General features: G+C 67.2%; 24 protein-coding genes. 5 read left to right on the top strand and 19 right to left on the bottom strand.

The window, feature by feature from the left end; translation table 11 throughout:
• Positions 1-41: 41 nt before the first annotated feature.
• The gene (locus ACP26O_RS26400; protein ID WP_175663303.1) at positions 42-2,234 is read right to left on the bottom strand and encodes a hypothetical protein; all 2,193 of its coding nucleotides are present in this window, start codon (positions 2,232-2,234) and stop codon (positions 42-44) included.
• Between the two features lie 493 nt (positions 2,235-2,727).
• Here ACP26O_RS26400 and ACP26O_RS26395 point away from each other — a divergent pair, with 493 nt between their 5' ends.
• The 3 genes from ACP26O_RS26395 to ACP26O_RS26385 are packed head-to-tail and all read left to right on the top strand — an operon-like array spanning position 2,728 to position 5,829.
• Positions 2,728-3,792 carry an acyltransferase family protein gene (locus ACP26O_RS26395; protein ID WP_165752801.1) on the top strand — a complete coding sequence of 355 codons (1,065 nt, stop codon included), beginning with the start codon at positions 2,728-2,730 and terminating at the stop codon, positions 3,790-3,792.
• Positions 3,793-3,827: 35 nt separating this feature from the next.
• Positions 3,828-4,874: a GDP-mannose 4,6-dehydratase gene (gene gmd, locus ACP26O_RS26390; RefSeq protein ID WP_175663106.1), complete on the top strand. Its 1,047-nt coding sequence runs from the start codon at positions 3,828-3,830 to the stop codon at positions 4,872-4,874.
• Positions 4,861-5,829: an NAD-dependent epimerase/dehydratase family protein gene (locus tag ACP26O_RS26385; RefSeq protein ID WP_175663107.1), complete on the top strand. Its 969-nt coding sequence runs from the start codon at positions 4,861-4,863 to the stop codon at positions 5,827-5,829. The genes gmd and ACP26O_RS26385 overlap by 14 nt, the downstream gene beginning before the upstream one ends.
• Positions 5,830-5,924: 95 nt before the next feature.
• Here the strand turns inward: ACP26O_RS26385 and ACP26O_RS26380 are convergent, their stop codons facing one another.
• From ACP26O_RS26380 to leuC, 18 genes are all read right to left on the bottom strand, one after another.
• Positions 5,925-7,118, bottom strand: coding sequence for an O-succinylhomoserine sulfhydrylase (locus ACP26O_RS26380; RefSeq protein ID WP_041490157.1), 1,194 nt, complete (start codon positions 7,116-7,118; stop codon positions 5,925-5,927).
• A gap of 257 nt (positions 7,119-7,375) precedes the next feature.
• Positions 7,376-8,908, bottom strand: coding sequence for an amidophosphoribosyltransferase (purF, locus tag ACP26O_RS26375; RefSeq protein ID WP_011658389.1), 1,533 nt, complete (start codon positions 8,906-8,908; stop codon positions 7,376-7,378).
• A gap of 51 nt (positions 8,909-8,959) precedes the next feature.
• Entirely contained in the window at positions 8,960-9,454 is a 495-nt protein-coding gene (locus tag ACP26O_RS26370) for a CvpA family protein (RefSeq protein WP_006755189.1), read from the bottom strand.
• A gap of 6 nt (positions 9,455-9,460) precedes the next feature.
• Positions 9,461-10,318, bottom strand: coding sequence for an SPOR domain-containing protein (locus tag ACP26O_RS26365; RefSeq protein WP_175663108.1), 858 nt, complete (start codon positions 10,316-10,318; stop codon positions 9,461-9,463).
• Positions 10,319-10,347: 29 nt separating this feature from the next.
• Complete coding sequence (gene folC, locus ACP26O_RS26360) at positions 10,348-11,658, bottom strand: bifunctional tetrahydrofolate synthase/dihydrofolate synthase (protein WP_175663109.1); 1,311 nt, start codon at positions 11,656-11,658, stop codon at positions 10,348-10,350.
• A gap of 100 nt (positions 11,659-11,758) precedes the next feature.
• Entirely contained in the window at positions 11,759-12,631 is an 873-nt protein-coding gene (gene accD, locus ACP26O_RS26355) for an acetyl-CoA carboxylase, carboxyltransferase subunit beta (protein WP_006755101.1), read from the bottom strand.
• 66 nt (positions 12,632-12,697) lie between these two features.
• Complete coding sequence (trpA, locus tag ACP26O_RS26350) at positions 12,698-13,516, bottom strand: tryptophan synthase subunit alpha (protein ID WP_175663304.1); 819 nt, start codon at positions 13,514-13,516, stop codon at positions 12,698-12,700.
• 41 nt (positions 13,517-13,557) lie between these two features.
• Complete coding sequence (locus ACP26O_RS26345) at positions 13,558-14,409, bottom strand: DNA-methyltransferase (RefSeq protein WP_175663110.1); 852 nt, start codon at positions 14,407-14,409, stop codon at positions 13,558-13,560.
• Positions 14,410-14,416: 7 nt separating this feature from the next.
• On the bottom strand, positions 14,417-15,610 hold the full coding sequence (gene trpB, locus ACP26O_RS26340) for a tryptophan synthase subunit beta (RefSeq protein WP_165752797.1): 1,194 nt from the start codon (positions 15,608-15,610) through the stop codon (positions 14,417-14,419).
• Positions 15,611-15,666: 56 nt separating this feature from the next.
• The gene (locus tag ACP26O_RS26335) at positions 15,667-16,368 is read right to left on the bottom strand and encodes a phosphoribosylanthranilate isomerase (protein ID WP_165753654.1); all 702 of its coding nucleotides are present in this window, start codon (positions 16,366-16,368) and stop codon (positions 15,667-15,669) included.
• Positions 16,365-17,177 (bottom strand): tRNA pseudouridine(38-40) synthase TruA, encoded by an 813-nt coding sequence (gene truA, locus ACP26O_RS26330; RefSeq protein ID WP_175655071.1) that lies wholly within the window; start codon positions 17,175-17,177, stop codon positions 16,365-16,367. Before truA ends, ACP26O_RS26335 begins: the two co-directional genes overlap by 4 nt.
• Entirely contained in the window at positions 17,177-19,258 is a 2,082-nt protein-coding gene (locus ACP26O_RS26325) for a FimV/HubP family polar landmark protein (RefSeq protein WP_175663111.1), read from the bottom strand. Before ACP26O_RS26325 ends, truA begins: the two co-directional genes overlap by 1 nt.
• 267 nt (positions 19,259-19,525) lie before the next feature.
• On the bottom strand, positions 19,526-20,647 hold the full coding sequence (gene asd / locus ACP26O_RS26320; protein WP_006756674.1) for an aspartate-semialdehyde dehydrogenase: 1,122 nt from the start codon (positions 20,645-20,647) through the stop codon (positions 19,526-19,528).
• Positions 20,648-20,729: 82 nt separating this feature from the next.
• A complete protein-coding gene (locus ACP26O_RS26315; protein WP_124628490.1) occupies positions 20,730-20,849 on the bottom strand; it encodes a 3-isopropylmalate dehydrogenase in 120 nt (39 codons plus the stop codon).
• Between the two features lie 119 nt (positions 20,850-20,968).
• Positions 20,969-22,036 carry a 3-isopropylmalate dehydrogenase gene (gene leuB / locus ACP26O_RS26310; RefSeq protein ID WP_175663112.1) on the bottom strand — a complete coding sequence of 356 codons (1,068 nt, stop codon included), beginning with the start codon at positions 22,034-22,036 and terminating at the stop codon, positions 20,969-20,971.
• Positions 22,037-22,111: 75 nt separating this feature from the next.
• Complete coding sequence (gene leuD / locus ACP26O_RS26305; RefSeq protein WP_006754088.1) at positions 22,112-22,762, bottom strand: 3-isopropylmalate dehydratase small subunit; 651 nt, start codon at positions 22,760-22,762, stop codon at positions 22,112-22,114.
• A 65-nt stretch (positions 22,763-22,827) separates the two neighbouring features.
• Positions 22,828-22,974: an entericidin A/B family lipoprotein gene (locus ACP26O_RS26300; RefSeq protein WP_175663113.1), complete on the bottom strand. Its 147-nt coding sequence runs from the start codon at positions 22,972-22,974 to the stop codon at positions 22,828-22,830.
• A gap of 3 nt (positions 22,975-22,977) precedes the next feature.
• On the bottom strand, positions 22,978-24,387 hold the full coding sequence (leuC, locus tag ACP26O_RS26295) for a 3-isopropylmalate dehydratase large subunit (RefSeq protein ID WP_011658378.1): 1,410 nt from the start codon (positions 24,385-24,387) through the stop codon (positions 22,978-22,980).
• Positions 24,388-24,633: 246 nt separating this feature from the next.
• Here leuC and ACP26O_RS26290 point away from each other — a divergent pair, with 246 nt between their 5' ends.
• Positions 24,634-24,966: a cupin domain-containing protein gene (locus ACP26O_RS26290; protein ID WP_175659544.1), complete on the top strand. Its 333-nt coding sequence runs from the start codon at positions 24,634-24,636 to the stop codon at positions 24,964-24,966.
• A gap of 126 nt (positions 24,967-25,092) precedes the next feature.
• Complete coding sequence (locus ACP26O_RS26285) at positions 25,093-25,818, top strand: glutathione S-transferase (RefSeq protein ID WP_175663114.1); 726 nt, start codon at positions 25,093-25,095, stop codon at positions 25,816-25,818.
• Positions 25,819-25,830 lie beyond the last annotated feature (12 nt).

The following is a 25,830-nucleotide window of genomic DNA, read 5'->3' as shown; positions in this document are numbered from 1 at the left end:
GCTTCTACCTTGTGTGACGGCGACGACGACGGTGCGTCGCGTCACGGTTTCCAGCGATACATCAGCACCTTGCCGCGCGCGTCTTCCTCGACGAACACCAGGTATTCGCCGTTCTCGCGCCGGAACGCGCTGATGCCGAACGGCACGTCGACCCAGCCCGACGCCTTGCCGACTTCGGCGCCCGGGCTCATCACGCCGACTTCCTTGCCGGTTTCCTTGTCATACACGTGGATCTTGCCGACCGGCTCCACCGTGAAGATGTAGCGGCCCTCGACGGTGATCCCGATAAGGTCGAGGATCGGCTTCGCATCGAGCTGCCACGGCAGCGCGACCGTGTAGCGCACGACCGGCGAGCCGGTCGACCACTTGTCGAAGCGCACCAGCACGCGGCCGACTTCCTTGTTGATGCCCGGCTGCGGCGGGGCGTCGGCCGTGTAGCCCGTCACGTACAGCGTGTCCGTCTGCGCGTCGTAGATCGAACGGCGCAGCTGCGTGAACGGCTGCGGCATCGGATAGGTCGTGACCTTGTCGTACGAGTAGATCGGGTTGCCGGCCTTGTCGACGCCGCCGTAGCTGAAGCGATGGATCCCGCGCACGTCGCTCGTGCGCCAGATGTCGCCCTTCGTGTCGACCCACCAGCCCCAGCCGCCCGCCTTCGCCTTGCCGGTCGTGTTGATCGTGAATTCGTCGGCGTCGAGCCGGCCGTTGCCGTTCGCGTCGCGCCACAGCCAGTCGCCGCCGGGCGGCTTGTTCGGCACCTTGTCGACCGGCCGCGCGCGGCCCGCGATCAGCCCCGACGGAATCGCGACCTCGCCGTCGCGCTTCGCGTCGAAGCGGTAGATCTTCAGGTGGTCGGCGTACATGTCGGTCAGGTACAGGAACGTGCGGCCGTCCACGCGCCGCGCGAACGGCATGCCCGGATACTGGTCCGTGTGGAACACGGGATCGTCCGGATACTTGAAGCGGTTCGACAGGAATCCGGCGTATTTCCAGTCCTGGCCCGGCGGCTTCGACAGGTCGAGCTCGAAGCGCTTGTTGCCCGTATACACACTGTTCGGCCGGGCGGGATCGATCCACGCGCCGTCGACGAACAGCAGCCCCTGCACCTGCCAGCGCAGCTTGCCCTCCGGCGTGTAGCTCTCGAGCACCGCACCGAGCCCCGCGCCGATCGTGTCGTGACGCGGCCCGATGCCGTTCATCGACACGTACACGTTGCCCGCGCGATCGACGCCCACGCCCGTCAGCCCGTTGAAGCGCTGCGGCCCCGGGCGTCCCGGCACCGGCCCAGCGAAGATCCCGCCGCGCTCGCCGAGCGTGCCGGACGGCGCATAGCCCTTGCCGCCTTTCGAGAAGATCAGCACCTGCTGGCGCGCACCGTTGTCCGCCACCAGCACGCGTCCTTTCGCATCGACCGCCACGTCCACCGCTTCGGTGCCTTCGGACAGCGCGGGCGCGTCGTCGAGCTTGCGGCCGTCCGCGCGCACGTGCACGAGGCGCGCGGGCCCGCTGATGGTGTCGGTGAGCAGCCACAGCGTGCCGTCGCCGGCCAGCGCGATGCGGCCCGGCTCGTGCGCGCTCCACGTGCCCTTCTTCTGCATCGTCTCGGCGTCGAACACGTCGACTTCGTCATGCGACGGGTTCGTCGCGAACAGCGTCTTGTCGTCCGCCGCGAGGCCGCCCACTTCAGCCTTCGCCTCGCCCACCTCCGAGCGTGCGGGCGCCGCCACCTCGTTCATCACCATGAAGCTCGCGGCCATCCGCGCGCGGCCGGCATCGGCACGCCCGCCCGGCGCGACCTGCGGCGCCGCGCGAAACGGCGCCGGCTGCTTCATGTCGCCGATCGTGCGCCGCGAAATGCCGAACCACTGCTTGCCCTTGTCCGGCCAGATGCCGGGCGACTGCAGATGGCCGCGCTCGTTGCCGACGCCGATCGCGACGTACGCGTACTTGCCGTTCACCGCGACCGCGTTGCCGCCGAGGTTGCCCCAGCCGTGCGTGCCGCCGGCGAAGCCGAGCATCTTGCCGTCCTGGTAGACGCTCGCCTCGGCGCCGCTCTCGTCCCACGGCGCGTTCGTATACACCTTGCCGTCGGGCGTCACCGCGATCGCGCGAATGTCGATCTGCGTCCAGCTGCCGTCGCCATAGCCGAACGTGTTGCCGATCCACGACGTGGTCGCGGGCAACACGGTTTCAGCCGGGGCGGCGCTCACGGACAGCGCCGCGCATACCGTCATGCCAACCAGAATCAGACGTCGCAATGCGCTCTCCAGACTCGATGCAACAGCAACGGGGCACCACGGCGGACTGCGTGCCCGGATGCCCTGTCACTAAATGGGTTTCAAACGTCGCGATGCAGGTTACAAGCAAAAATAATCACAAGAAATTTGGAAATATTTGGGGATGTTTCCGCGTGAAATATCGCACCGGAACAACGGGATATAGCGGCCGCAAAGCGGAAATAACGACCGCCTTTCACGCGCCGATCCGTAGAAAATGCCGCCCCGGCCCGCCCGTCGGAGCGCCCGGACTGCAAACCTTTCATGCCGCGATTGAAACGACCGGTATTCGAAGGTTTTCGGCCGGATAAATGACATGCGTTTTTTTGCCGATTTCTTTTCCCTAGAATCGATTTCGATTCAATATTTCATTCAAACGCATGGATTACGTTCACGCATCGGATGCACGACGCGCCACGGCACCGGCCGCGCGTCGCGAAGGAGCGGCGCGATGACGGGCATCTCGCGCACCGCCGACCTCGCCCCGCCGCAACACGGCCGCATCGTGCAGCTCGACGGGCTGCGCGCGATCGCCGTCGGCGCCGTGTTCCTGCAACACGCGCTGAAGGCGCCGCTCTGGATGGGCGTCGACCTGTTCTTCGTGCTGAGCGGCCTGCTGATCACGGGCATCCTGCTCGATCGCAAGGCGCGCGGGCAGTCGTACTTCAGCCACTTCTACGCGCGCCGCGTGCGCCGGATCCTGCCGCCGTACGTGCTGCTGCTCGTCGTGTCGACGCTGCTGTTCGGCGCGAGCTGGCTGCCGCACTGGCCGTGGTTCGCGTTCTTCTCGACCAACATCGGGCTGTCGCTCGGCAGCATCGGGCACGACAGCCTGAACGTGCTGTGGTCGCTCGCCGTCGAGGAGCAGTTCTACATCTTCTGGCCGTTCGTCGTGCTGTGGTGTTCGGAGCGCGCGCTGCTGTGGATCGCCGCCGCGCTGATCGTCGCGGCGCCCGTGCTGCGCGCGATCGCGACGCCGTGGTTCGATTCGTTCTGGCCGATCTACTACCTGACGCCGTTCCGGATGGACCTGCTCGCCGCGGGCGCGCTGCTCGCGATCGTGCTGCGCCGCGACCGGCGCGCGCTGGACCCGTTCTATCCGCTCGCGATCGTCGGCGCGCTCGTGTCGCTCGCGATCCTCGGCTGGCTGCACCTGTCGTTCCCGCGTTTTCGCGCGGCGAACACGCCGATCTCGAATGCCGCGCTCTACAGCATCTCGCTGCTGCTGTGCACGTCGATCGTCGTGATCGCGCTGCGCGGACGCGGCCTCGTGCAACGCGTGCTGACGAACCCGCTGCTCGTGTACGTCGGCACCGTCAGCTACACCGTCTACCTGATTCACCTGAGCGTGCTGTATGCGCTCTGGCCGCTGCACCTGAACCGCTTCGTCACGGCCGCGCTCGCCCTCGCGATCACGCTCGCCTACGCCACGCTCAGCTGGTACGGCTTCGAACGGCGCCTGACACGCGGCCCGGCGCGCAACACGCTGCCCGCCGCCGCGCGCACGACCGCCTGACTTTCTCATTCCATCGTTTCGACCAGGACATTGCCATGAGCCAAAACCGCAAGAAGGCCATCATCACGGGGATCACGGGGCAGGACGGCGCCTATCTGACCAAGCTGCTGCTCGACAAGGGCTACGAGGTCACGGGCACCTACCGCCGCACCAGCTCGGTGAACTTCTGGCGCATCGCCGAACTCGGCGTCGACACGCACCCGAACCTGTCGCTCGTCGAGCACGACCTGACCGATGCCGGCTCGAGCCTGCGATTGCTCGAACGCACGCAACCCGACGAGCTGTACAACCTGGCCGCGCAGAGCTTCGTCGGCGTGTCGTTCGACCAGCCGGCGACGACCGCCGAAGTCACGGGCATCGGCCCGCTGAACCTGCTCGAGGCGATCCGCGTGGTGAGCCCGAAGACGCGCTTCTACCAGGCGTCGACGTCCGAGATGTTCGGCAAGGTGCAGGCGATCCCGCAGACGGAAACGACCGCGTTCTACCCGCGCAGCCCGTACGGCGTCGCGAAGCTGTACGCGCACTGGATGACCGTGAACTACCGCGAGTCCTACGATCTGTTCGGCTGCAGCGGCATCCTGTTCAACCACGAATCGCCGCTGCGAGGCCGCGAGTTCGTCACGCGCAAGATCACCGACACCGTCGCGAAGATCCGGCTCGGCAAGGCGACCAAGCTCGAGCTCGGCAACCTCGACGCGAAGCGCGACTGGGGCTTCGCGCTCGAGTATGTCGAAGGGATGTGGCGGATGCTGCAGGTCGACGAACCCGACACCTACGTTCTGGCGACCAACCGCACCGAGACCGTGCGCGACTTCGTGCGGATGGCGTTCGCGGCCGCCGGTTACCAGCTCGAATGGACCGGCAAGGGCGAGCAGGAACGCGGCATCGACACGTCGAACGGCAACGTGCTTGTCGAAGTGAACCCGAAGTTCTACCGCCCCGCCGAAGTCGATCTGCTGATCGGCTGCGCCGACAAGGCAAAAAGCAAGCTGGGCTGGGCGCCGGAGACGACGCTCGAGCAGCTCTGCCAGATGATGGTCGAAGCCGATCTGACGCGGAATCGTCACCATGACACGTACTGAAGCCGGAGGCCCGTCGCGCCGTGCGTTCGTCACGGGCCTGACGGGCTTCACCGGCCGTTACATGGCGCAGCGGCTCGAAGCCGCCGGCTACGACGTGTGGGGAACCGTGGCGCCCGGCGCGGCGCGGCCGGACGATCCGGCGTTCGCGAACTGCACGCTGCTGCCGGTCGACCTGCTCGACGCGGACGCGATGCGCGCGGCGGCGGCCGATGCGCGGCCCGATGCGGTCGTGCATCTCGCCGCGCGCGCGCATGTCGCGCAGGACGAGCCGTCGCAAACCTACGCGGTCAACATCGTCGGCACGCGCAACCTGCTGGCCGCGCTCGCGGGCCTCGACCACCGTCCGTCGGCGGTCCTGCTCGCCAGCAGCGCGAACATTTACGGCAATTCGACGGCCGGCGTGCTCGACGAAGCGACCCCGCCCGCGCCCGCGAACGACTACGCGGTCAGCAAGCTCGCGATGGAATACACGGCGAAGCTGTGGGCCGACCGGCTGCCGATCGTGATCGCGCGGCCGTTCAACTACACCGGCGTCGGTCAGGACGATGCCTATCTGCTGCCGAAGCTCGTGTCGCACTATGCGCGCAACGCCCCGCGCATCTCGCTCGGCAATCTCGACGTGAGCCGCGATTTCTCCGACGTGCGCGACGTGACGGCCGCCTACCTGAAGCTGCTCGAGGCGGCACCGGCCGGCGAGACGTTCAACGTCTGCTCGGAGCGCGCGTATTCGCTGAAGGAAGTGCTGGCGATGCTGGCGCGGATCGCCGGCTACGTGATCGACGTGACGATCGATCCGCGTTTCGTGCGGCACAACGAAGTCAAGAGCCTGAGCGGGTCGCGCGACAAGCTGCGGCGCGCGGTGGGCGAACTGCCCGTGACGCCGCTCGACGACACGCTGCGCTGGATGATGGAAGCGATGCGCGACGTGCCGGGGCAGCCCGCGCAGGCCGGCTGATTCCGGCAACGCGCGCGTCGCCGCCCAAAAGACAACGGGCCGCTCTGTCGAGCGGCCCGTTGTCATGTCGGCCGTGAAAAAACCTGCCGCCGCGCTCAGCCCTCGAGGCCGCGCGTGAGATCGCGGCGCAGGTCGCCCGCATCCTCCAGGCCGACCGCGAGGCGGATCAGCCCTTCGGTGATGCCCGCGGCCGCACGCGCTTCCGGCGTGATGCGCGCGTGCGTCGTCGTCGCCGGATGCGTGATCGTCGTGCGCGTGTCGCCGAGGTTGCCGGTGATCGAGATCAGCTTCGTGCTGTCGATCACGCGCCACGCGTTCGCGCGCTGCTGCTCCGGCGTGTCGCCCTTCAGCTCGAACGATACGATCGCGCCGCCCGCCTTCTGTTGGCGCTTCGCGAGTTCATGCTGCGGATGCGATTCGAGCCCCGGATAGAACACGCGCGCGACGGCCGGATGCGAATCGAGCCAGCGCGCGATTTCCAGCGCGTTCGCCGACTGCTTCTCGACGCGCAGCGACAGCGTCTCCATCCCCTTCAGCAGCACCCACGCGTTGAACGCCGACAAAGTCGGGCCTGCGCTGCGCACGAACGGGAACACCTTGCCCATGATGAATGCCTTCGAGCCGACCAGCGCGCCGCCGAGCACGCGGCCCTGCCCGTCGAGGAACTTCGTCGCCGAGTGCATCACGACGTCCGCGCCGAGCTTCAGCGGCTGCTGCAGCACCGGGCTGCAGAAACAGTTGTCGACGACGAACAGCGCGTTCGCCGCCTTCGCGATCTTGCCGATCGCCTCGATATCGGCGAGTTCGGTCAGCGGGTTCGACGGCGTTTCGAGGAAGAACATCTTCGTTTCGGGCCGCACTGCTTCCTGCCATGCGTTCAGATCGGTCGGGTCGACGAAGGTCGTCGTGATGCCGAACTTGCTGAAGATCTGCGAGAACATCCCGAGCGTCGAGCCGAACAGGCTGCGCGAGCTGACGAGATGGTCGCCCGCCTGCAGCGCGGACATCACGACCGACATGATCGCGGCCATGCCCGACGCCGTCGCGATGCAGGCCTCGCCGCCTTCGAGCGCGGCGAGACGATCCTGGAACATGGTGACGGTCGGGTTCGTGAAGCGCGAATAGGTGAAATAGTCTTCCGAATTCGCGAAGCGCTCGGCGGCCTCGGCCGCGCTCTTGAAGCAGAAGCTCGACGTGAGGAACAGCGCTTCCGAGTGCTCGTTGAAGTCGCTGCTACGCAGCGTGCCCGCGCGCACGGCGAGCGTGTCGAAGTTGAGGGAGTCGTCCATGTTCCGTTTTCCGTATTCGAAGGGCGCGCCGCGGATCATGCATCGGGCGCGAACCCAGCCAAAAACCAGGCCAAAACAAAAAGCCCGCTATGCGTCGGCATCAGCGGGCTTCGGTGCGGTACGACAGCGATCGACTCGGGCCGGCTTTCGCCGGCCTTCGCTTTAGCTGTTTTGGGAAGTCGCCCCGCGTCCGCAAGCTGAATCAAATCGACGCAAGGCCACATCCTAGCACGCTTCGTCGGAAGCGTGCGCCGGCATCACTCGACCGACAGTTGCAGGTTCATCTGCGAACGCGCGGTGTCGCCGGCCGTGTCGCGATCAGCCTGCGACGCCGGTGCGAGGCGTGCACGCTCGATCGCATCGAGGTACTCGGGCGTCACGGCGCCGGTGATGTAGTTGCCGTCGAAGCACGACGCCTCGAAGCGTTCGAGCTTCGGGTTGATGTCGCGCACCGCGCGGCGCAGGTCGTCGACGTCCTGGTAGATCAGGTGGTCGGCGCCGATGATCTTCGCGACTTCTTCGTCGGTGCGGCCGTGTGCAACCAGCTCGCCGCGCGTCGGCATGTCGATGCCGTACACGTTCGGGAACTTCACCGGCGGCGCCGCCGACGCGAAGATCACCGACTTCGCGCCCGCATCGCGCGCCATCTGCACGATCTCGTGCGAGGTCGTGCCGCGCACGATCGAGTCGTCGACGATCAGCACGTTCTTGTCCTTGAACTCGATGCTCATCGCATTGAGCTTCTGGCGCACCGACTTCTTGCGCACGGCTTGACCCGGCATGATGAAGGTGCGGCCGACGTAGCGGTTCTTGAAGAAGCCTTCGCGATACTCGACGCCGAGCTTCGCGGCGACCTGCATCGCAGCCGGACGCGACGAATCGGGAATCGGCATCACGACGTCGATCGGCACGTTCGGCAGCTCGCGCTTGATCTTCTCGGCGAGGTAGTCGCCCATGCGCAGGCGCACGTTGTAGACGGGCACGCCGTCGAGGCACGAATCCGGACGGGCGAGATACACGTACTCGAACATGCACGGATTCAGCGTCGGCTGCTCCGCGCATTGCTGGCTGTGGAAATTGCCGGCCTTGTCGATGAAGATCGCTTCGCCCGGCTGCACGTCGCGCACGAATTCGAAACCGATGCCTTCGACCGCCACCGACTCCGACGCGACCATCCATTCGGTGCCGTGTTCGGTTTCGAGCTTGCCGAGGCACAGCGGGCGGATGCCGAACGGATCGCGGAACGCGAGCAGGCCGTAGCCGGCGATCAGCGACACGATCGCGTACGAGCCCTCCAGGCGGCGATGCACGCCCGCGACCGCCTTGAACACGGCGGCCGGATCGAGCTCGAGGCCGGTGGTCGACAGTTGCAGCTCGTGCGCGAACACGTTGAGCAGCACTTCGCTGTCGGAATTGGTGTTGATGTGCCGGCGATCGATCCGGAACATCTCGTCCTTCAGCTGTTCCCAGTTCGTCAGGTTGCCGTTGTGCGCGAGGATGATCCCGAACGGCGCGTTCACGTAGAACGGCTGCGCCTCGGCTTCGCTCGACGCCGAGCCGGCCGTCGGATAGCGGACCTGGCCGATGCCGAAGGTGCCGGGCAGGCTGCGCATGTTACGCGTGCGGAACACGTCGCGCACCATGCCGTTCGCCTTGTACATGTGGAAATTGCTGCCGTCCGCCGTCGCGATGCCCGCTGCGTCCTGACCGCGATGCTGCAGCAGCAGCAGGCTGTCATAGATCAGCTGATTGACGGGGGATTGGGAGATAACACCTACGATGCCGCACATGGCATGTCCTTCAAGATGACAAAATCGGTTCCGTCCTGCCCGGCCGCGGCGTCACACGCGCACGTACTGGGCCATGCCGTCGGGCAGGAGCTGCTTCAGCTCGTGCACGCCCTGTTCGGCGAAAGGACGCAAGAGCGCATTGCGCCAGAAATCCTGTTTGGGCAATTCGGTCAGCCCGGCCGCCGCGACCAGCAGCACCACCAGCACGCAGCCGCGGACGAGCCCGAACATCATGCCCAGCGAGCGATCGACTCCACCGAGGCCCGTCGCCTGCGCGATCCGCGACAACAGCGCGTTCGCGACACCCGCGACGAACACGACGCCGATCACGATCAGCGCGAACGCGAGCACCCACTGGGTGAGCGCGCCGCCCGGCCAGTTCGCCGGAATATACGGCACCACCAGCCCGACATAGCGTGCGGCGATCACGACCGCCACGATCCAGCCGATCAACCCGAAAATCTCCGAGACGAAACCGCGCCATGCGCCACGCAGCGCAGACAACGCGATTACCGCCAATACAGCGTAGTCGAAAGCCGTCAGCATCGCACGTTACTGCGTCAGTCCGGCTTCGCGCACCTTCGCGATCGCGGCTGACGCCGCCGCGCGATCCGCAAACGGGCCGGCACGCAGCAGTGTAGCCGTGCTGCCGTCCGCCTGCTTGCGATGCTCGACATATGCGGGCACACCCGCCGATTTCAACTTGGTGGCCCACGAACGGGCCGTCGTGTCGTCCTTGAACGAACCGAGCTGCACCGCGAAGCGCGCACCGGCCGGCGATGCCGGCGACGACACGTCGCCGCTGTCGGTCGCGGCGTCGGCGTTCGCGACCGTCGCGGGTGCCGGCGCCGGCTTCGGCGCGACCGGCTTCGCCGCGGGGGCGGCCGGCTTCGCAGCGGGCTTCGGCGGCGTCACGCTCGCCGTGGTCGTCGAGGTCGTCGAGGTCGTGGCATCGGGTTTCGCGGCCGGCTTGGCCGTATCCTTCGGCGCCGGTGCGGGCGCGGCCGCCACCGCGACATCGGAAGCCGGCGGCTCGTCGTGCGCGACGCCCGCCTGCACGTCGGCCACATCGTCGTCACGCGGCGCGACCGCCTGATGCGCAGGCCGGTTCGGAATATCGATCGCGATGTCGTCCGTCACCGGCTTCGGGTGCGAATCGAGCACCATCGGCAGCACGATCACCGCGCCGACGACGAGCGCGATCGCGCCGACGAGACGCCGGCGGGCGCGTTGCTTTTCAGGAAGGGTCGGATCGAGAAGCAGTGCGTCCGATTCCGGACGCTCGGTGCGGCGCGTGCGTCGCTCGACGCGTTCAGTGCGCTCCGTGCGCACGTTCCGGGAGGCCCCGGTACGACCGCCGCGCCGGGTGGGCGCGTCGTCGTCTTTCTTGCCGAACGAGAAAATTCCCATGAATGGCTGAGTCCGAAACTGCCCGACAGTCAGTGTTGCTGCGATTTCCGGTAGGCCATCACACCGGCCACCGTATGGAAACTGCCGAAAACCACGATTCTATCATTCTCGGATGCTCTTTTTAGTGCATCTCGAAATGCTTCCGCCGGCGACGCGAACCGCGTGACGCTCGAATCGGGCCCGTCTTCCACGCCGGCCTTGCGCAGCGCGGCTTCGAGCTGCTCCGCGCTCGCCGCGCGCGGCAGCGGCAGGTCGGTCACGCACCAGTGGTCGACCTCCCCCGCCAGGTGCCGCAGCACGCCGTCGATGTCCTTGTCGTGCATCGCGCCGAACACCGCGTACGTGTACGGGAAGAAGCCCATGTTGCCGAGGTTCTGCTCGAGCACGGCCGCCGCATGCGGGTTGTGCGCGACGTCCAGCACGATCGCCGGCTTGCCGGGCAGCACCTGGAAGCGCCCCGGCAGCTCGACGTTCGCGAGCCCGAGCCGGATGTCCTGCGCGGACACCGGCAGCACCGGGCGCAGCGCCTCGAGCGCGGCCAGCGCGGCCGACGCATTGATCAGCTGATTCGCGCCGCGCAGCGCCGGGTACGCGAGCGCCGGATAGCGCTTGTCGCGGCCGAGGTAGCTCCATTGCTGGCGCTCCGCGCCCGCCTGCGCTTCATAGCGAAAATCGCGACCGACCAGCCACAGGTCCGCGCCGATCGCCGCGGCATGGTCGATCAGCGTGTTCGGCACGGCGGGATCGCCGCAGATCGCCGGCTTGCCCGCGCGGAAGATACCGGCCTTCTCGAACGCGATCTTCTCGCGCGTGTCGCCGAGGTATTCGGTATGGTCGATGTCGATGCTCGTGACGATCGCGCAGTCGGTATCGATGATGTTGACCGCGTCGAGCCGGCCGCCGAGGCCGACTTCGAGGATCACGACGTCGAGCCCGCGCGACGCGAACAGGTGCAGGATCGCGAGCGTCGTGAATTCGAAGTACGTGAGCGACACCGGCTCGGGCAGCGACGTGCGCGCCGCTTCGACGGCTTCGAAGTGCGGCAGCAGGTCGGCATCGCTGACCTGCTGGCCGTTCACGCGCGCGCGCTCGGCGAATTCGAGCAGGTGCGGCGACGTGTGGCAACCGACCTTGTAGCCCGCGTGAACGAGGATCGCCTCGAGGAACGCGCAGGTCGAGCCCTTGCCGTTCGTGCCGCCGACCGTGATCACGGGGCACGCGAATTCGAGCTGCAGCGCCGCCTTGACCTGCCCGATGCGGGTGAGGCCCATGTCGATGCCGACCGGGTGCGCGCGTTCGAGATGCGAAAGCCACGCGTCGAGAGTGGGAAAAGTGCTCATCGGATCAAATCTGAATCGGTACCGCCACTACGCCAAAAAACGAAACGCGCCGCCCGGCGGTTCAGCCGGGCGACGCGCGCAGGTCACAACGCCGCGCCGATCAGGCCAGCGCGTCGGCCGGCTGTCGCTGCAGCAGCGCGAGCAGCTGCGCGATCTCGTCGCGCATCTTGCGGCGGTCGACGATCATGTCGATCGCGCCCGTCGTCAGCAGGAATTCCGCGCGCTGGAAGCCTTCCGGCAGCTTCTCGCGAACCGTCTGCTCGATCACGCGCGGGCCGGCGAAGCCGATCAGCGCCTTCGGCTCCGCGATCACGACGTCGCCGAGGAACGCGAAGCTCGCCGACACGCCGCCCATCGTCGGGTCGGTCAGCACCGAGATGAACGGCAGCTTGGCTTCGGCCAGCTTGGTCAGCATCGCGGTGGTCTTCGCCATCTGCATCAGCGACAGCAGGCTTTCCTGCATCCGTGCGCCGCCCGACGCCGTGAAGCAGATGAACGGCACGTGCTGTTCCAGCGCGTTCTGCGCGCCGCGCGCGAAGCGCTCGCCGACGACCGAACCCATCGAGCCGCCCATGAACGAGAACTCGAAACAGGCCGCGACCACGGGCAGCGTGTGGATCGCCCCGCCCATCACGACCATCGCGTCGGTCTCGCCGGTCTCGTCCATCGCTTCCTTCAGACGATCGGGGTACTTGCGGCTGTCCTTGAACTTCAGCGAGTCGACCGGCACGATTTCCTGGCCGATTTCATAGCGGCCTTCCGGATCGAGCAGCCCGTCGAGGCGCTCGCGCGCGCCGATACGCATGTGGTGATCGCACTTCGGGCACACATGCAGGTTCGCGTCCACGTCGTTGCGGTACAGCACGGCCTCGCAGGACGGGCATTTGACCCACAGGCCTTCCGGAATGCCCTTGCGGCTTTTCGGGTCGGTCTGCTTGATCTTCGGCGGCAACAGTTTGTCGAGCCAGCTCATCGTGTATGGTTTCCTGTTCCGTGGCGGGGCGGGCCGACCGGCCCGTTCCCGCCTCCTGTGTTGTGTTTATCGCGCCGTCTTGCCGGCGCCGTCCAGGGCGGCGCGCAGCTCGGCGATGAATGTCTTCAGCGCGGCGGCGGCGCCTTCCGGCGCGGCGCTCTCGAGCAGCTGCACCAGGCGGCTGCCGATCACGACGGCGTCCGACACTTCGGCCACCGCGCGCGCCGTTTCGGCGTCGCGGATGCCGAAGCCGACGCCAACCGGAACCGGCACGCGCGACTTGATGGCCGGGATTTTACCCGCAATGCTCGAAACATCCAGATTTCCAGCGCCGGTCACGCCCTTGAGCGACACGTAATACACGTAGCCGCTCGCGATCTTGCCCACGTCGGCGATGCGCTCGTCGGTCGACGTCGGGGCGAGCAGGAAGATCGGATCGATCTGCGCGGCACGCATTTTCTCGGCGAACACGCCGGCTTCCTCGGGCGGATAGTCGACCACGAGCACGCCGTCGACGCCGGCTGCCTGCGCTTCGGTCGCGAACGTGTCGACGCCCATCCGCTCGATCGGATTCGCATAGCCCATCAGCACGACGGGGGTCGTCTGGTTGGTGTCGCGGAAGCGCTTCACGTCGGCGAGCACGCTCTTGAGCGTGACGCCGCGCGCGAGCGCGCGCTCCGACGAGCGCTGGATCACCGGGCCGTCGGCCATCGGGTCCGAGAACGGCACGCCGAGCTCGATCACGTCGGCGCCGCCTTCGGCGAGCGCGTGCATGAACTCGACCGTCTTTGCGGGATCGGGGTCGCCGGCCGTGATGAACGGGATCAGGCCCTTGCGGCCTTGTTCGGCGAGTGCGGCGAAGGTCTGCTGGATACGGGTGGACATGGCAATTTTCCTAGTTGCGATCGGCATTGCGGCGGCGCGACTCACGCGCACGCCTGCACGGCGAGCGCGTTCACGCGCTCGTGCGCGATCGCGCAATAACTTTCGTTGATCTCGTAGCCGACGAAGTCGCGCCCCTGCCGTGCGCAGGCCACCGCGGTCGTGCCGCTGCCCATGAACGGATCGAGCACGCGGCCGCCCGGCGGGCAGCTTGCGAGCACCATCCGCTCGATGATTTCCAGCGGCTTCTGGGTCGGATGATCGACGCGCTCCGCGTGCTGCCGATGCAGGCGCGAGACCGACCAGACGTCCTTCGGGTTGTAGCCCATCTCCAGCCACTTGCTGCCTTCGAACAGCTTGCGCGAGCGGGCCTTCTTCGTGTCGGCGTCGTACGGGATGCGGACCGGATCGAGATCGAAGTAATACGCTTTGGAAACCGCGAAAAAGCCGATGTTGTCGTGCACCGACGTGAAACGGCGCGTCGTGCCGCCCATGCTCGGCACGCGCCGGTCCCAGATGATCTCGTTGACCATCGTGAGTTGCGTCTTCAGGAAGCTGAAGATTTCCGGCGCGTACTGCCACGTGCAGAAGATGTACATCGACCCGCTCGGCTTGAGCTTCGGAATCGCGAGCTCGAGCCACCCGCGCGTCCACGCGAGAAAGTCGTCGCCCGAACGCTTGTCCGAGTCGTTGCCGTAGTCCTTGCCGAGCCCGTACGGCGGATCGGCGACGATCAGGTCGATCGACGCATCCGGCAGGCGCGCGGCTTCGGTCATGAAATCGCGGTTGTGCAGTTCGATCCCGGACGGCAGTGCGCACGGCACGGCGACGGCGGGCTGCCCCACCTCCGCTTCGCTCGCGGCGCCGCCGCCCGGTTCTTCGATCAGGTCACGCATCGGTCGGTCAGAGCGCGATGCCCGATCGCTCGGCGACCGTGTGCATGTCCTTGTCGCCGCGGCCCGACAGGTTGACGAGCAGGATCTTGTCCTTCGGCAACGTCGGCGCGAGCTTCACGCCATACGCGATCGCGTGGCTCGACTCGAGCGCGGGGATGATCCCCTCGATCCGGCAGCAGTCGTGGAACGCCTTCAGCGCCTCTTCGTCGGTGATCGGCACGTATTGCGCGCGGCCGCTGTCCTTCAGCCATGCGTGCTCGGGGCCGACACCCGGATAGTCGAGGCCGGCCGACACCGAATGCGTCTCGATGATCTGGCCGTCGTCGTCCTGCAGCAGGTACGTGCGGTTGCCGTGCAGCACGCCGGGGCTGCCGGCGATCAGCGACGCCGCGTGACGGCCGGTGTCGAGGCCGTCGCCGGCCGCTTCGACGCCGATCAGCTGCACCGACGTGTCGTCGATATACGGATAGAAGATGCCCATCGCGTTCGAGCCGCCGCCGACGCATGCAATCACCGCGTCCGGCTGCCGGCCGGCGAGTTCCGGCATCTGCACCTTGCACTCGTCGCCGATCACGCGCTGGAAGTCGCGCACCATCGCCGGATACGGGTGCGGGCCCGCGACCGTGCCGATAATGTAGAACGTGCTTTCGATGTTCGTGACCCAGTCGCGCATCGCCTCGTTCAGCGCGTCCTTCAGCGTGCGCGAACCCGATTCGACCGGCACGACCGTCGCGCCGAGCAGCTTCATCCGGTAGACGTTCGCGGCCTGGCGGCGCACGTCCTCGGCGCCCATGTAGACGATGCACTCCATCCCGAAGCGCGCGCAGATGGTCGCCGTCGCGACGCCGTGCTGGCCGGCGCCCGTCTCGGCGATCACGCGCTTCTTGCCCATGCGCTTCGCGAGCAGCGCCTGGCCGATCACGTTGTTGATCTTGTGCGCGCCGGTGTGGTTCAGGTCCTCGCGCTTCAGGTAGATCTGCGCGCCGCCGAGCGTCTCGCTCCAGCGCTGCGCGTGATAGATCGGCGACGGACGGCCGACGAAGTGCTTCAGTTCGCGCTCGTATTCGGCGACGAAATCGGGGTCGTTCCGGAATTTGTCATACGCGGCGCGCAGTTCGTCCAGCGCGTGAATCAGCGTCTCGGCGACGAACACGCCGCCATACGGGCCGAAATGGCCGTGATCATCAGGAAGGTTGTACATGGTGTCACTCTCGATTGGTCGGCGCGCCCCGCGTTCGGGGGACGCACCTTCTTGCATCACCGGGCGTCCGCTTCGCGCACCGCGCGTACGAACGCCGCCATCCGGGCGTGATCCTTCACGCCCTTCGCGCCCTCCACTTCGATGCCACTCGAGACATCGACAGCAAACGGGCGCAACTGGCGGATCGCATCACCGACGTTTTGCGCGCTCAAGCCACCACTCAAAACGGCCCGATGCGCGAGCTCTGCGGGAATAAGAGACCAATCGAAGACCTTGCCGCTACCGCCGTAGTCCGGCACCAGGGTGTCGAACAGGAGGCCGCGCGCTTTCGAATAATGAAGTGCCGATTCTACCAAATCGGACGGCTGAGTCGAGGGGCCGACGCGCACCGCGCGCAACCACGGCAGGCGGGCCGCGCGGCCGAGCGCGTCGCACTGCTCGGGCGTCTCGTCGCCGTGGAATTGCAGCACCGTGAGCGGCACGTCGCGCACCACTGCGTCGATCTCGGCTTCGGTCGCGTTCACGAACAGCCCGACCACCGACACGAACGGCGGCGCGAGGCGCGCCAGTTCGGCCGCCTGCGCGATCGATACCGCGCGCGGGCTCTTCGGGTAGAACACCAGGCCGATCGCGTCGGCGCCGAGTGCCGCGGCGTGCAGCACGTCCTCGGGGCGCGACAGGCCGCACAGCTTGATGCGCGTGCGCGGCGCGAGGCCGGTCGCGGCGGAGGTCGGAGAAGGCACGGCGTGATCCGTCATGATGGTAGGTCCAGATCGGCCCAGACGCTGCTCCACGGCACGCTGCCGAGTTGCGCGGGCGGGACGGCGAATTCCGCCGGGTAGCCGACATGGGCAAGATACAGCCCGTCGGCCATGAACGTGGGCGCGGCGAGCTTGCGGTCGCGCCCGGCCAGCACGTCCGCGAGCCAGTCGGCCGGATAGCGGCCGCGCCCGACCGCGACGAGGCAGCCCATCAGGTTGCGCACCATGTGGTGCAGGAACGCGTTCGCGCGGAACCGGAAATGAATGAAGTGGCCCGAGCGCCGCACGTCGATCTGATACAGGTGTTTGACCGGCGTCTTCGACTGGCATTCCGACGACCGGAACGACGAGAAGTCATGCTCGCCGATCAGGTGCGCGGCGGCGGCGCGCATCGCGTCGTCGTCGAGCGGCGTGTGGATCCATCCCGCACGGCCGGCCAGCATCGGCGAGCGCACGGGATGCACGTACAGCACGTAGTAATAGGTGCGTTCGAACGCCGCGAAACGCGCATGGAACGTGTCCGGCATCGGTTTCGCCCATTGCACGGAAACGGTCGACGGCAGGAACGCGTTGGTGCCGCGCACCCACGAGAAATCCGTGCGGTCGAGGTCCGTGTCGAAGTGCACGACCTGCCCGAGCCCGTGCACGCCCGTGTCGGTGCGCCCCGCGACCGTCGTATGCAACGGCACGCACGCGAATTCGCCGAGCGCGCGCTCGAGCGCGTCCTGCACGGTCTTGCCGTGCGGCTGCGCCTGCCAGCCGCAGAACGCCGCGCCGTCGTACTGGACTCCCAGCGCGATCCGCATTACGCCTCGTCCGCCAGTTTCGCGAGCAGCGCACGTGCATCGTCGCGCGTCGCGGCGTCGTTCGCGTCGATTACCTCCTGCAGCAGCGTGCGCGCGCCGGACAGGTCACCCAGTTCGACGTACTCCGACGCGAGATCCAGCTTGTTGCGCGCGATGCGCGCGAGCTCTTCCGGCGTCAGCGCAGGCAACGCGGCGCCCGGCGCGGATGGCAGGTCGAGATCGAAATCCAGTTTCAACGCGCCGAACTGCGCGCCGCCGAGCGGCGGCAGCGACGACGGCGCGGATGCGCCGCCCGCGTGAGGTGCGGGCCTTGCCGCATCCGGATCCCAATCGAACTCGTCGTCCTGGTCGGCCGGGTGTTCCGGTGACAGATCGGTCGCGCCAACCGGCGGGTGCGACGCGGATTGACCGTTAGTTGCGATTTGCTCGCTTTCGGCTTGCCCTTCCCGTGCGGCCGGCTCGTCCGTCTGACGCGGCGGCAACGGCATGTCGAGACTGTTGAGCGCGCTGATCGCGTTCTGCATCAGCGCCGCGTGCTGCGCGTCGTTCGTCGACGGCGCCGCAGGCGTTTGCAGCGGCTCGTCCGCGGCCGTTTCCGCGACGGGCTTCACGTCGTGCGAGGCCGGCGCTGCGTCGCGCTCGAGCGCGGCGTGCGCGGACGGTGCTTCCGGTTGATCGTCGTGCGGCTTCGCGGTTTCCGGCGGCGACGCGACCTCGGCTTCATGCGTGTCGACGGCCCCCGCCGCTGCCGCGGTAGCCGCGATGAGGTTCACATCGGCCGCGGCGTCGCGTGCGAGCGGCGTCTCGGGAAGGATCGGCGGCAAGGGTTCGACGGGCGACGATGATGCGCCGGCATCGACGGCAGCCGCTCCGCCGGATTCCGGGGCGATCGCATCGGCAGGCCGCGCTTTCCGGCGCTTGCGCCACGCGAACCAGGCCGCGAGAACGAGCACGGCCCCACCGGCCATTGCTGTCGGACGCCAGTCGATCTGTGCCGCACCGCGCGCGGGCGCGGCGGGCGTGACCGGCACGGCCGGCTGCACGGGTGCCGATGCCGGCTGCGCCGCGCTGGCGACCACATCGGACGCCGCTTCGCTCGCGGCCGATGCAGGCGCGGCAGCGGATGCACCTGCGTCATTCGCGGCGGGGCGCGGCGCAGCGGGTGCCGGAGCCGGCGCGCGCGCCGGTGCAACGTTGTTTGTGTCGGCCGGCTTGCCGATCCCGTGCTTCTGCAGCTCCATCAGCACGCGGTTCTTCAGCGCGAGCAGTTGCTGAAGGCTCGACGGCCGTGGCTGCGACGCGCCCGCGACGGGTGCCGCCGCGGACGGTTCGTGCATGCCTTGAGCCGCGCCGCCCGGTGCGACCTGCGCAGCGGCGTCGCTCGCGGACGACGGTGCGGACTGGATCGCGCCGCTCCACACGTGCGGCCCGCTTGCGCCAGCCGCAGGCGCTGCCGGCTGAACGGGTTCGACCGTCGACGCGCCATGCGCGGCGGATGCGCCGATCGGCGCCGACGCCCCTGCCGCCACCGCGACGCTTGCACTGCTGGCCGGCGCCGCATGCGCGGCCGATGCGGCCGGCACGCTTTGCACGGCCGACCCAGGGTGCGGCGCGGACGCGCCATGCTGCGCGACTGCGGCCGCAGCCGTGCCTGACGCGGCTACCGCCGCCGCCGCTGGCGCCGACACCGCCGATGCACCGGACGCACTCGACGCACCGGCCGGCACGAGCGCCGCGCCGGTCGCGTCGAGCGCCGGCACCGTCAGCGTCGCGCCGACTTTCAGGCGGCTCGGGTCGCGCTTCATGAACGCCTGCGGATTGGCGTCGAACAGCGCACGGCCGGCGCGCGCGAGCACGGCCGGGTCGTGCGACTGCGTGGCCGCTTTTGCGAGGTCGTTCAACGACTGGCCCGGCTGGACCGTCACGTTCAGCGGCGCGGGGCCGCCGGTGGCGGACGCCGCCAACTCGCCGGTGTCGGCCGCCCAGGCCGACACGGCCGTGCCGAGCGCCAGGATCGCCAGCGCGCCACGCACGGCGCGCGACAGACGGGACTGACGCGGAAACAAGGAAATTCGGGACATCGTAGGCTCAATCGCCGCGCGCGGGCGCGGCTCGGATTCGCGTAGGGAAGCGTCAATAAAGTCGCCGCAGAAATGCAAAAGCGTCGCGCAGAACGCGACGCTTTCGGCGACTCTGCGCGTCGTAACCGCATAGTTTACTTCACACGATCGGGTTCCGGCCGAATTCGTCGCCGACGAATGCGGCCGCCCATGCCCGGCGCCGACCAATGAAAAACGCCTGCCGCCCCGCAAGGGGCTGGCAGGCGTCTTTGCTTCACGCGCGAATCCTTACTTGTCGAGCAGGATACGCAGCATGCGGCGCAGCGGCTCGGCCGCGCCCCACAGCAGCTGATCGCCGACCGTGAACGCCGACAGGTATTCGCCGCCCATCGCGAGCTTGCGCAGGCGGCCGACCGGCACCGTCAGCGTGCCGGTGATCTTCGCCGGCGACAGGTCGCGCATCGACGCTTCACGCTCGTTCGGCACGACCTTCACCCAGTCGTTCGCCGACGCGAGGATGCCGTTGATTTCGTCGAGCGGGACATCCTTCTTCAGCTTGATCGTCAGCGCCTGCGAGTGGCAGCGCATCGCGCCGATCCGCACGCACAGCCCGTCGACCGGAATCGAGCCCGGCTCGCCCATCGCCGGCTTGCCGAGGATCTTGTTGGTTTCCGCGCCGCCCTTCCACTCTTCCTTCGACATCCCGTTGCCGAGATCCTTGTCGATCCACGGAATCAGCGAACCAGCGAGCGGCACGCCGAAGTGGCTCGTCGGCATCGCATCGCTGTTCATCGTCGCGAGCACGCGGCGATCGATGTCGAGAATCGCGGAAGCCGGATCAGCGAGCTGTTCCTGCACCGCGCCGTGCAGCGCGCCCATCTGCGACAGCAGTTCGCGCATGTTCTGCGCGCCCGCGCCCGATGCGGCCTGGTAGGTCATCGCCGTCATCCAGTCGACCAGGTTCTCGCGGAACAGGCCACCCAGCGCCATCAGCATCAGGCTGACCGTGCAGTTGCCGCCGACGAAGTTCTTCGTGCCCTTGACGAGCGCGTCCTTGATCACGTCGAGGTTGACCGGATCGAGGATGATGACCGCGTCGTCCTTCATCCGCAGCGACGACGCCGCGTCGATCCAGTAGCCGTTCCAGCCGGCCGCGCGCAGCTTCGGGAACACGTCGTTCGTGTAGTCGCCGCCTTGGCACGTGATGATCACGTCGCACTTCTTCAGCTCGTCGACGTTGGTCGCGTCCTTGAGCGTAGTCTCGTTTTTCGCGAACGACGGCGCCTTGCCGCCCGTATTGCTGGTGCTGAAAAACACCGGTTCGATCAGGTCGAAATCACCTTCTTCCTGCATGCGTTGCATCAGCACGCTGCCGACCATGCCGCGCCAACCTACGAGACCTACGTTCATGACTAACCCTTTGAATGGAGCTTCCCCGCCATTTCCGCCCCCGGCGTGACCGCGCGGGGAAACAGGCGGGCACGACGGACGATCAGCGTTTAATGATCGTTTTCGTGGTAATGGTTTTCGTGATGACGATGGCGCGCGTACCCACACGGGCAGTGTTGCCGTGGAGTTTCAGGACCGGGGAGATCAGGGAAATCAGCGCCATCGTTCGAGTCTACACAAAGCCGGTTGGCCGCACAACGGCCAACCCCGCGCGAACCGGCCGATTTCGCGGCCCGTTCGCACCCTTTCTACATTAATTGCCGTACGTCATCACCCTGCGCGTTACAGCGCGGCGACAAGCGCATCGCCCATCGCCGCCGTGCCGACCTGCTTGCAGCCCGGCGTCGCGATGTCGCCCGTGCGATAGCCTTGTTCGAGCACCGTTTTCACCGCGCGCTCGATGCGATCGGCCTGCTCGGCGCGATTCAGCGAGTAGCGCAGCATCATCGCGGCCGACAGGATCGTCGCCAGCGGGTTCGCGATGCCCTTGCCCGCGATGTCCGGCGCCGAACCGTGCGACGGCTCGTACAGACCCTTGTTGTTCTTGTCGAGCGACGCCGACGGCAGCATGCCGATCGAGCCCGTCAGCATCGACGCTTCATCCGACAGGATGTCGCCGAACATGTTGCCGGTCACGATCACGTCGAACTGCTTCGGCGCCTTCGCGAGCTGCATCGCCGCGTTGTCGACGTACATGTGCGACAGCTCGACGTCCGCGTATTCCTTCGACACGTCGATCATGACGTCGCGCCAGAACTGCGACGTTTCGAGCACGTTCGACTTGTCGACCGACAGCAGCTTCTTCGCGCGCTTTTGCGCGGCCTGGAACGCGACGTGCGCGATGCGGCGCACTTCCGGCTCCGAGTAGCGCATCGTGTCGAAGCCTTCGCGCGCGCCGGCGAACGGGCCGTCCGGCGCTGCGCGCACGCCGCGCGGCTGGCCGAAGTAGATGTCGCCGTTCAGTTCGCGCACGATCAGGATGTCGAGGCCCGCGACCAGTTCCGGCTTCAGCGGCGACGCATCGACGAGCTGCGGATAGCAGATCGCCGGGCGGAAGTTCGCGAACAGCTCGAGGTGCTTGCGCAGCCCGAGGATCGCCTGCTCGGGGCGCAGCGCGCGCTCGAGCGAGTCGTACTTCCAGTCGCCGACCGCGCCGAACAGGATTGCGTCCGCTTCCTTCGCGAGTTTCAGCGTCGCGTCCGGCAGCGGATGACCGCTCGCCTCGTAGCCCGCGCCGCCGACCGGCGCCTGCTCGAGTTCGAACTGTTCGTCGAGGGCGTTCAGCACCTTGACGGCTTCGTTGACGATTTCCGGACCGATGCCGTCGCCGGGCAGCACTGCAATCTTCATGCGTTATTCCTGACTGGGTAGGTGTGGGTGGCAGGTCGGCGAGCGCGCGTCATGCGCGCCCGCCCGGAGGCAATCTCAGCCGACCAGCTTGTTGTTGAGCCACGGCTGCTTCGCGAGCCGCTCGGCTTCGAACTGGCGGATCTTGTCCGCGTGACGCAGCGTGAGGCCGATGTCGTCGAAGCCGTTCAGCAGGCAGTACTTGCGGAACGCGGCGATCTCGAACGGATACTCGCGGCCGTCGCCCGTGCGCACGACCTGGGCGTCGAGGTCGACCGTCAGCTGATAGCCGTTGAACGCATACGTGTCGTTGAACAGGTGATCGACCTGCTGCTCGGTCAGCACGATCGGCAGCAGCCCGTTCTTGTAGCAGTTGTTGAAGAAGATGTCGGCGAAGCTCGGCGCGATGATCGCGCGGAAGCCGTACTGCTGCAGCGCCCACGGTGCGTGCTCGCGCGAGCTGCCGCAGCCGAAGTTCTTGCGTGCGAGCAGCACCGATGCGCCCTGGTAGCGCGGCTGGTTCAGCACGAAGTCCGGGTTCAGCGGGCGCTTCGAGTTGTCCTGGCCCGGCTCGCCGTGGTCGAGGTAACGCCATTCGTCGAACGCGTTCGGACCGAAGCCCGTGCGCTTGATCGACTTCAGGAACTGCTTCGGGATGATCGCGTCGGTGTCGACGTTCTCGCGATCGAGCGGCGCCACGACGCCGGTATGCACTGTGAATTTTTCCATGATCCGTCTATCCGGTTGAAGGGCCGGCAGTCAGCCGGCGCACATCGACAAATTCCTGGCGGGCGTCAGTCCGCGGCGCGCTGCAGCGCGTTGCCGGCGGCATTGACGTCCTGGCCGAAGCCTCGGACGGTATTGCAGCCCGCAAGGCCGAAGCCCAGCCCCGCGAACGCCAGCGCGGCAACGAGCCGCGCGATGAGCTTCGATGCCGTCACGCGTTACCCCAGCTGGCGAATGTCGACGAAGTGGCCTTCGATCGCCGCCGCCGCCGCCATCGCGGGGCTCACGAGGTGCGTGCGACCGCCCGCGCCCTGCCGGCCTTCGAAGTTGCGGTTCGACGTCGATGCGCAGCGCTCGCCCGGATCGAGCCGGTCGGCATTCATCGCGAGGCACATCGAGCAGCCCGGCTCGCGCCATTCGAAGCCCGCATCGGTGAACACCTTGTCGAGCCCTTCGCGCTCGGCCTGCGCCTTCACGAGACCCGAGCCCGGCACGACCATCGCGAGCCGCACGTTCGATGCAATGCGACGGTTCAGCTTCTTCACGACATACGCGGCCGCGCGGATGTCCTCGATGCGCGCGTTCGTGCACGAACCGATGAAGATCTTGTCGACCTTGATCGACTCCATCGGCGTGTTCGGCTCGAGCGCCATGTAGGCCAGCGCGCGTTCCATCGCGTCGCGCTTGACCGGATCCTTCTCGCGCTCGGGATCGGGCACGCGACCGTCGATCGACGTGACCATTTCCGGCGACGTGCCCCACGTGACCTGCGGGACGATCTCGGCCGCGTTCAGCTCGACGACGCGGTCGAACTGCGCGCCTTCGTCGGACTTGAATTCGCGCCAGTACTCGACGGCCTGGTCCCATTCCGCGCCGGTCGGCACGAACGGACGACCCTTCAGGTAGTCGATCGTCGTGTCGTCGACGGCGACCATGCCCGCGCGCGCGCCGGCTTCGATCGCCATGTTGCAGACGGTCATCCGGCCTTCCATCGTCAGCGCGCGGATCGTCGAGCCGCCGAATTCGATCGCGTAGCCCGTGCCACCGGCCGTGCCGATCCTGCCGATGATCGCGAGCACGATGTCCTTCGCGGTACAGCCGCGCGGCAGTGCGCCCTCGACCTTCACGAGCATGTTCTTGCTCTTTTTCTGCAGCAGCGTTTGCGTCGCGAGCACGTGCTCGACTTCCGACGTGCCGATGCCGTGCGCGAGCGCGCCGAACGCGCCGTGCGTCGACGTGTGCGAATCGCCGCAGACGATCGTCATGCCCGGCAGCGTCGCGCCCTGCTCCGGCCCGATGATGTGCACGATGCCCTGGCGTACGTCGTTCATCTTGAACTGCGTGATGCCGAACGCGTCGCAGTTCGCGTCGAGCGTGTCGACCTGCAGCTTCGAGACCGGATCGGCGATGCCGTGGCTGCGATCCGTGGTCGGGACGTTGTGATCCGACACGGCCAGGTTCGCGCTGATGCGCCACACCGGGCGATGCGCGACGTTCAGCCCTTCGAATGCCTGCGGGCTCGTGACTTCGTGCAGCAGCTGACGGTCGATATAGAGCAATGCCGTGCCGTCGTCCTCGGTGTGGACGACGTGGGTATTCCACAGTTTGTCGTAGAGAGTCTGTGCCATGGGTATGCGGGGTCGTTGTGACTACAAGCCTTGCGGATGCGGTCGATTATGCCACGCAGAATGCGCCGCGGCGCAGGCGAGACGCGAAAAAACCCATTAAAAACAGTGGTTTGGCTGGTAGTGCCAATACCTGTATCGGCATTACCCGGCAAACGGCGTTCACCCCGGGCCGGATTCCGGCATACGATGGGACGACGCACGTCTGAACGTCCCCACGACCACGATCCGGACCCGGAGCCCACGACGATGAAGCTCGGCATCCATGACTCGCTCGCCCGCCTCGACGCTGAAGGCACGCTGTTCACGACACTGTTTCGCCACGGCACGCTCGACATCGAGTTGTACCGGCCGCGCGGCGAGGACCTGCAAACGCCGCATACGCGCGACGAGGTCTACGTGATTGCCGCGGGCACGTCGCGATTCGTCCTCGACGGACGCGAATGCGGCGTCGCGGCCGGCGACGTGCTGTTCGTGCCCGCGTTCGCGGCGCACCGCTTCGCCGGCTTCTCCGACGACTTCTCGACCTGGGTGTTCTTCCATGGCCCGGAAGGCGGCGAAAGCGGCGAGCGCGGCGCGTGAGGCGACTCGCGCATCACTTCCCGCTCGATCTCCTAGACTGTCTATTCGCAACGGGCGGCGCACGGCCGCCCTCCCCGCCACCACGATGCGCGCACCCCCGCCGCATCGACCGGACAGGAGCAATGCATGCGATATGAACTCTATTACTGGCCCGAAATCCAGGGCCGTGGCGAATACGTGCGGCTCGCGCTCGAGGCGGCCGAAGCCGACTATGTCGACGTCGCGCGCGAATCGGGGCGCGGCATGGGCGTGTCTGCAATGATGCGCATGATGGACAGCACGAAGGACGAATGCGTGCCGTTCGCGCCGCCGTTCCTGAAGGCCGGCGACGTGGTCGTCGGGCAGGTCGCGAACATCCTGCTGTTTCTCGGCGCGCGGCTCGGGCTCGCGCCCGATGACGAAGCCGGGCGACTGTGGGTGCATCAGCTCCAGCTGACCGTCGCCGATTTCGTCACCGAGATCCACGACACGCATCACCCGATCGGCAGCGGCCTGTACTACGAGGACCAGAAGGCCGAGGCCGCCGAGCGCGCGGCCGACTTCCTCGAGCACCGGCTGCCGAAATACCTCGGCTACTTCGATCGCGTGCTCGCGCAGAATCCGCACAAGGGCGGCTATCTCGCCGGCAGCGCGCTCAGTTACGCGGATCTGTCGATATTCCAGCTGATCGAAGGCCTGCGCTACGCGTTTCCGAAGGCGATGAAGCGCGCGGAGCGCAAGGTCGAGGGACTCGTCGGCCTGCACGATCGCGTCGCGCAGCATCCGCCGATCGTGCGTTATCTCGAGTCCGAGCGCCGCATCCCGTTCAACGACATGGGGATCTTCCGGCACTATCCGGAGCTCGACAAGTAGCGTCGATGCACG

It is taken from the genome of Burkholderia sp. R-40 (assembly GCF_049942845.1).
GTDB classification, from domain to species: Bacteria; Pseudomonadota; Gammaproteobacteria; order Burkholderiales; family Burkholderiaceae; genus Burkholderia; species Burkholderia ambifaria.
The sequence above is the reverse complement of the archived record's forward strand: the minus strand, read 5'-3'. Positions and strand labels throughout refer to the sequence as shown.

Bases quoted from the DNA above. Each gene is read 5' to 3' on its own strand.
- ACP26O_RS26400 (WP_175663303.1), bottom strand. From the start codon at position 2,234: ATGACGGTATGCGCGGCGCTGTCCGTGAGCGCCGCCCCGGCTGAAACC.
- ACP26O_RS26395 (WP_165752801.1), top strand. From the start codon at position 2,728: ATGACGGGCATCTCGCGCACCGCCGACCTCGCCCCGCCGCAACACGGC.
- gmd (WP_175663106.1), top strand. From the start codon at position 3,828: ATGAGCCAAAACCGCAAGAAGGCCATCATCACGGGGATCACGGGGCAG.
- ACP26O_RS26385 (WP_175663107.1), top strand. From the start codon at position 4,861: ATGACACGTACTGAAGCCGGAGGCCCGTCGCGCCGTGCGTTCGTCACG.
- ACP26O_RS26380 (WP_041490157.1), bottom strand. From the start codon at position 7,118: ATGGACGACTCCCTCAACTTCGACACGCTCGCCGTGCGCGCGGGCACG.
- purF (WP_011658389.1), bottom strand. From the start codon at position 8,908: ATGTGCGGCATCGTAGGTGTTATCTCCCAATCCCCCGTCAATCAGCTG.
- ACP26O_RS26370 (WP_006755189.1), bottom strand. From the start codon at position 9,454: ATGCTGACGGCTTTCGACTACGCTGTATTGGCGGTAATCGCGTTGTCT.
- ACP26O_RS26365 (WP_175663108.1), bottom strand. From the start codon at position 10,318: ATGGGAATTTTCTCGTTCGGCAAGAAAGACGACGACGCGCCCACCCGG.
- folC (WP_175663109.1), bottom strand. From the start codon at position 11,658: ATGAGCACTTTTCCCACTCTCGACGCGTGGCTTTCGCATCTCGAACGC.
- accD (WP_006755101.1), bottom strand. From the start codon at position 12,631: ATGAGCTGGCTCGACAAACTGTTGCCGCCGAAGATCAAGCAGACCGAC.
- trpA (WP_175663304.1), bottom strand. From the start codon at position 13,516: ATGTCCACCCGTATCCAGCAGACCTTCGCCGCACTCGCCGAACAAGGC.
- ACP26O_RS26345 (WP_175663110.1), bottom strand. From the start codon at position 14,409: ATGCGTGACCTGATCGAAGAACCGGGCGGCGGCGCCGCGAGCGAAGCG.
- trpB (WP_165752797.1), bottom strand. From the start codon at position 15,610: ATGTACAACCTTCCTGATGATCACGGCCATTTCGGCCCGTATGGCGGC.
- ACP26O_RS26335 (WP_165753654.1), bottom strand. From the start codon at position 16,368: ATGACGGATCACGCCGTGCCTTCTCCGACCTCCGCCGCGACCGGCCTC.
- truA (WP_175655071.1), bottom strand. From the start codon at position 17,177: ATGCGGATCGCGCTGGGAGTCCAGTACGACGGCGCGGCGTTCTGCGGC.
- ACP26O_RS26325 (WP_175663111.1), bottom strand. From the start codon at position 19,258: ATGTCCCGAATTTCCTTGTTTCCGCGTCAGTCCCGTCTGTCGCGCGCC.
- asd (WP_006756674.1), bottom strand. From the start codon at position 20,647: ATGAACGTAGGTCTCGTAGGTTGGCGCGGCATGGTCGGCAGCGTGCTG.
- ACP26O_RS26315 (WP_124628490.1), bottom strand. From the start codon at position 20,849: ATGGCGCTGATTTCCCTGATCTCCCCGGTCCTGAAACTCCACGGCAAC.
- leuB (WP_175663112.1), bottom strand. From the start codon at position 22,036: ATGAAGATTGCAGTGCTGCCCGGCGACGGCATCGGTCCGGAAATCGTC.
- leuD (WP_006754088.1), bottom strand. From the start codon at position 22,762: ATGGAAAAATTCACAGTGCATACCGGCGTCGTGGCGCCGCTCGATCGC.
- leuC (WP_011658378.1), bottom strand. From the start codon at position 24,387: ATGGCACAGACTCTCTACGACAAACTGTGGAATACCCACGTCGTCCAC.
- ACP26O_RS26290 (WP_175659544.1), top strand. From the start codon at position 24,634: ATGAAGCTCGGCATCCATGACTCGCTCGCCCGCCTCGACGCTGAAGGC.
- ACP26O_RS26285 (WP_175663114.1), top strand. From the start codon at position 25,093: ATGCGATATGAACTCTATTACTGGCCCGAAATCCAGGGCCGTGGCGAA.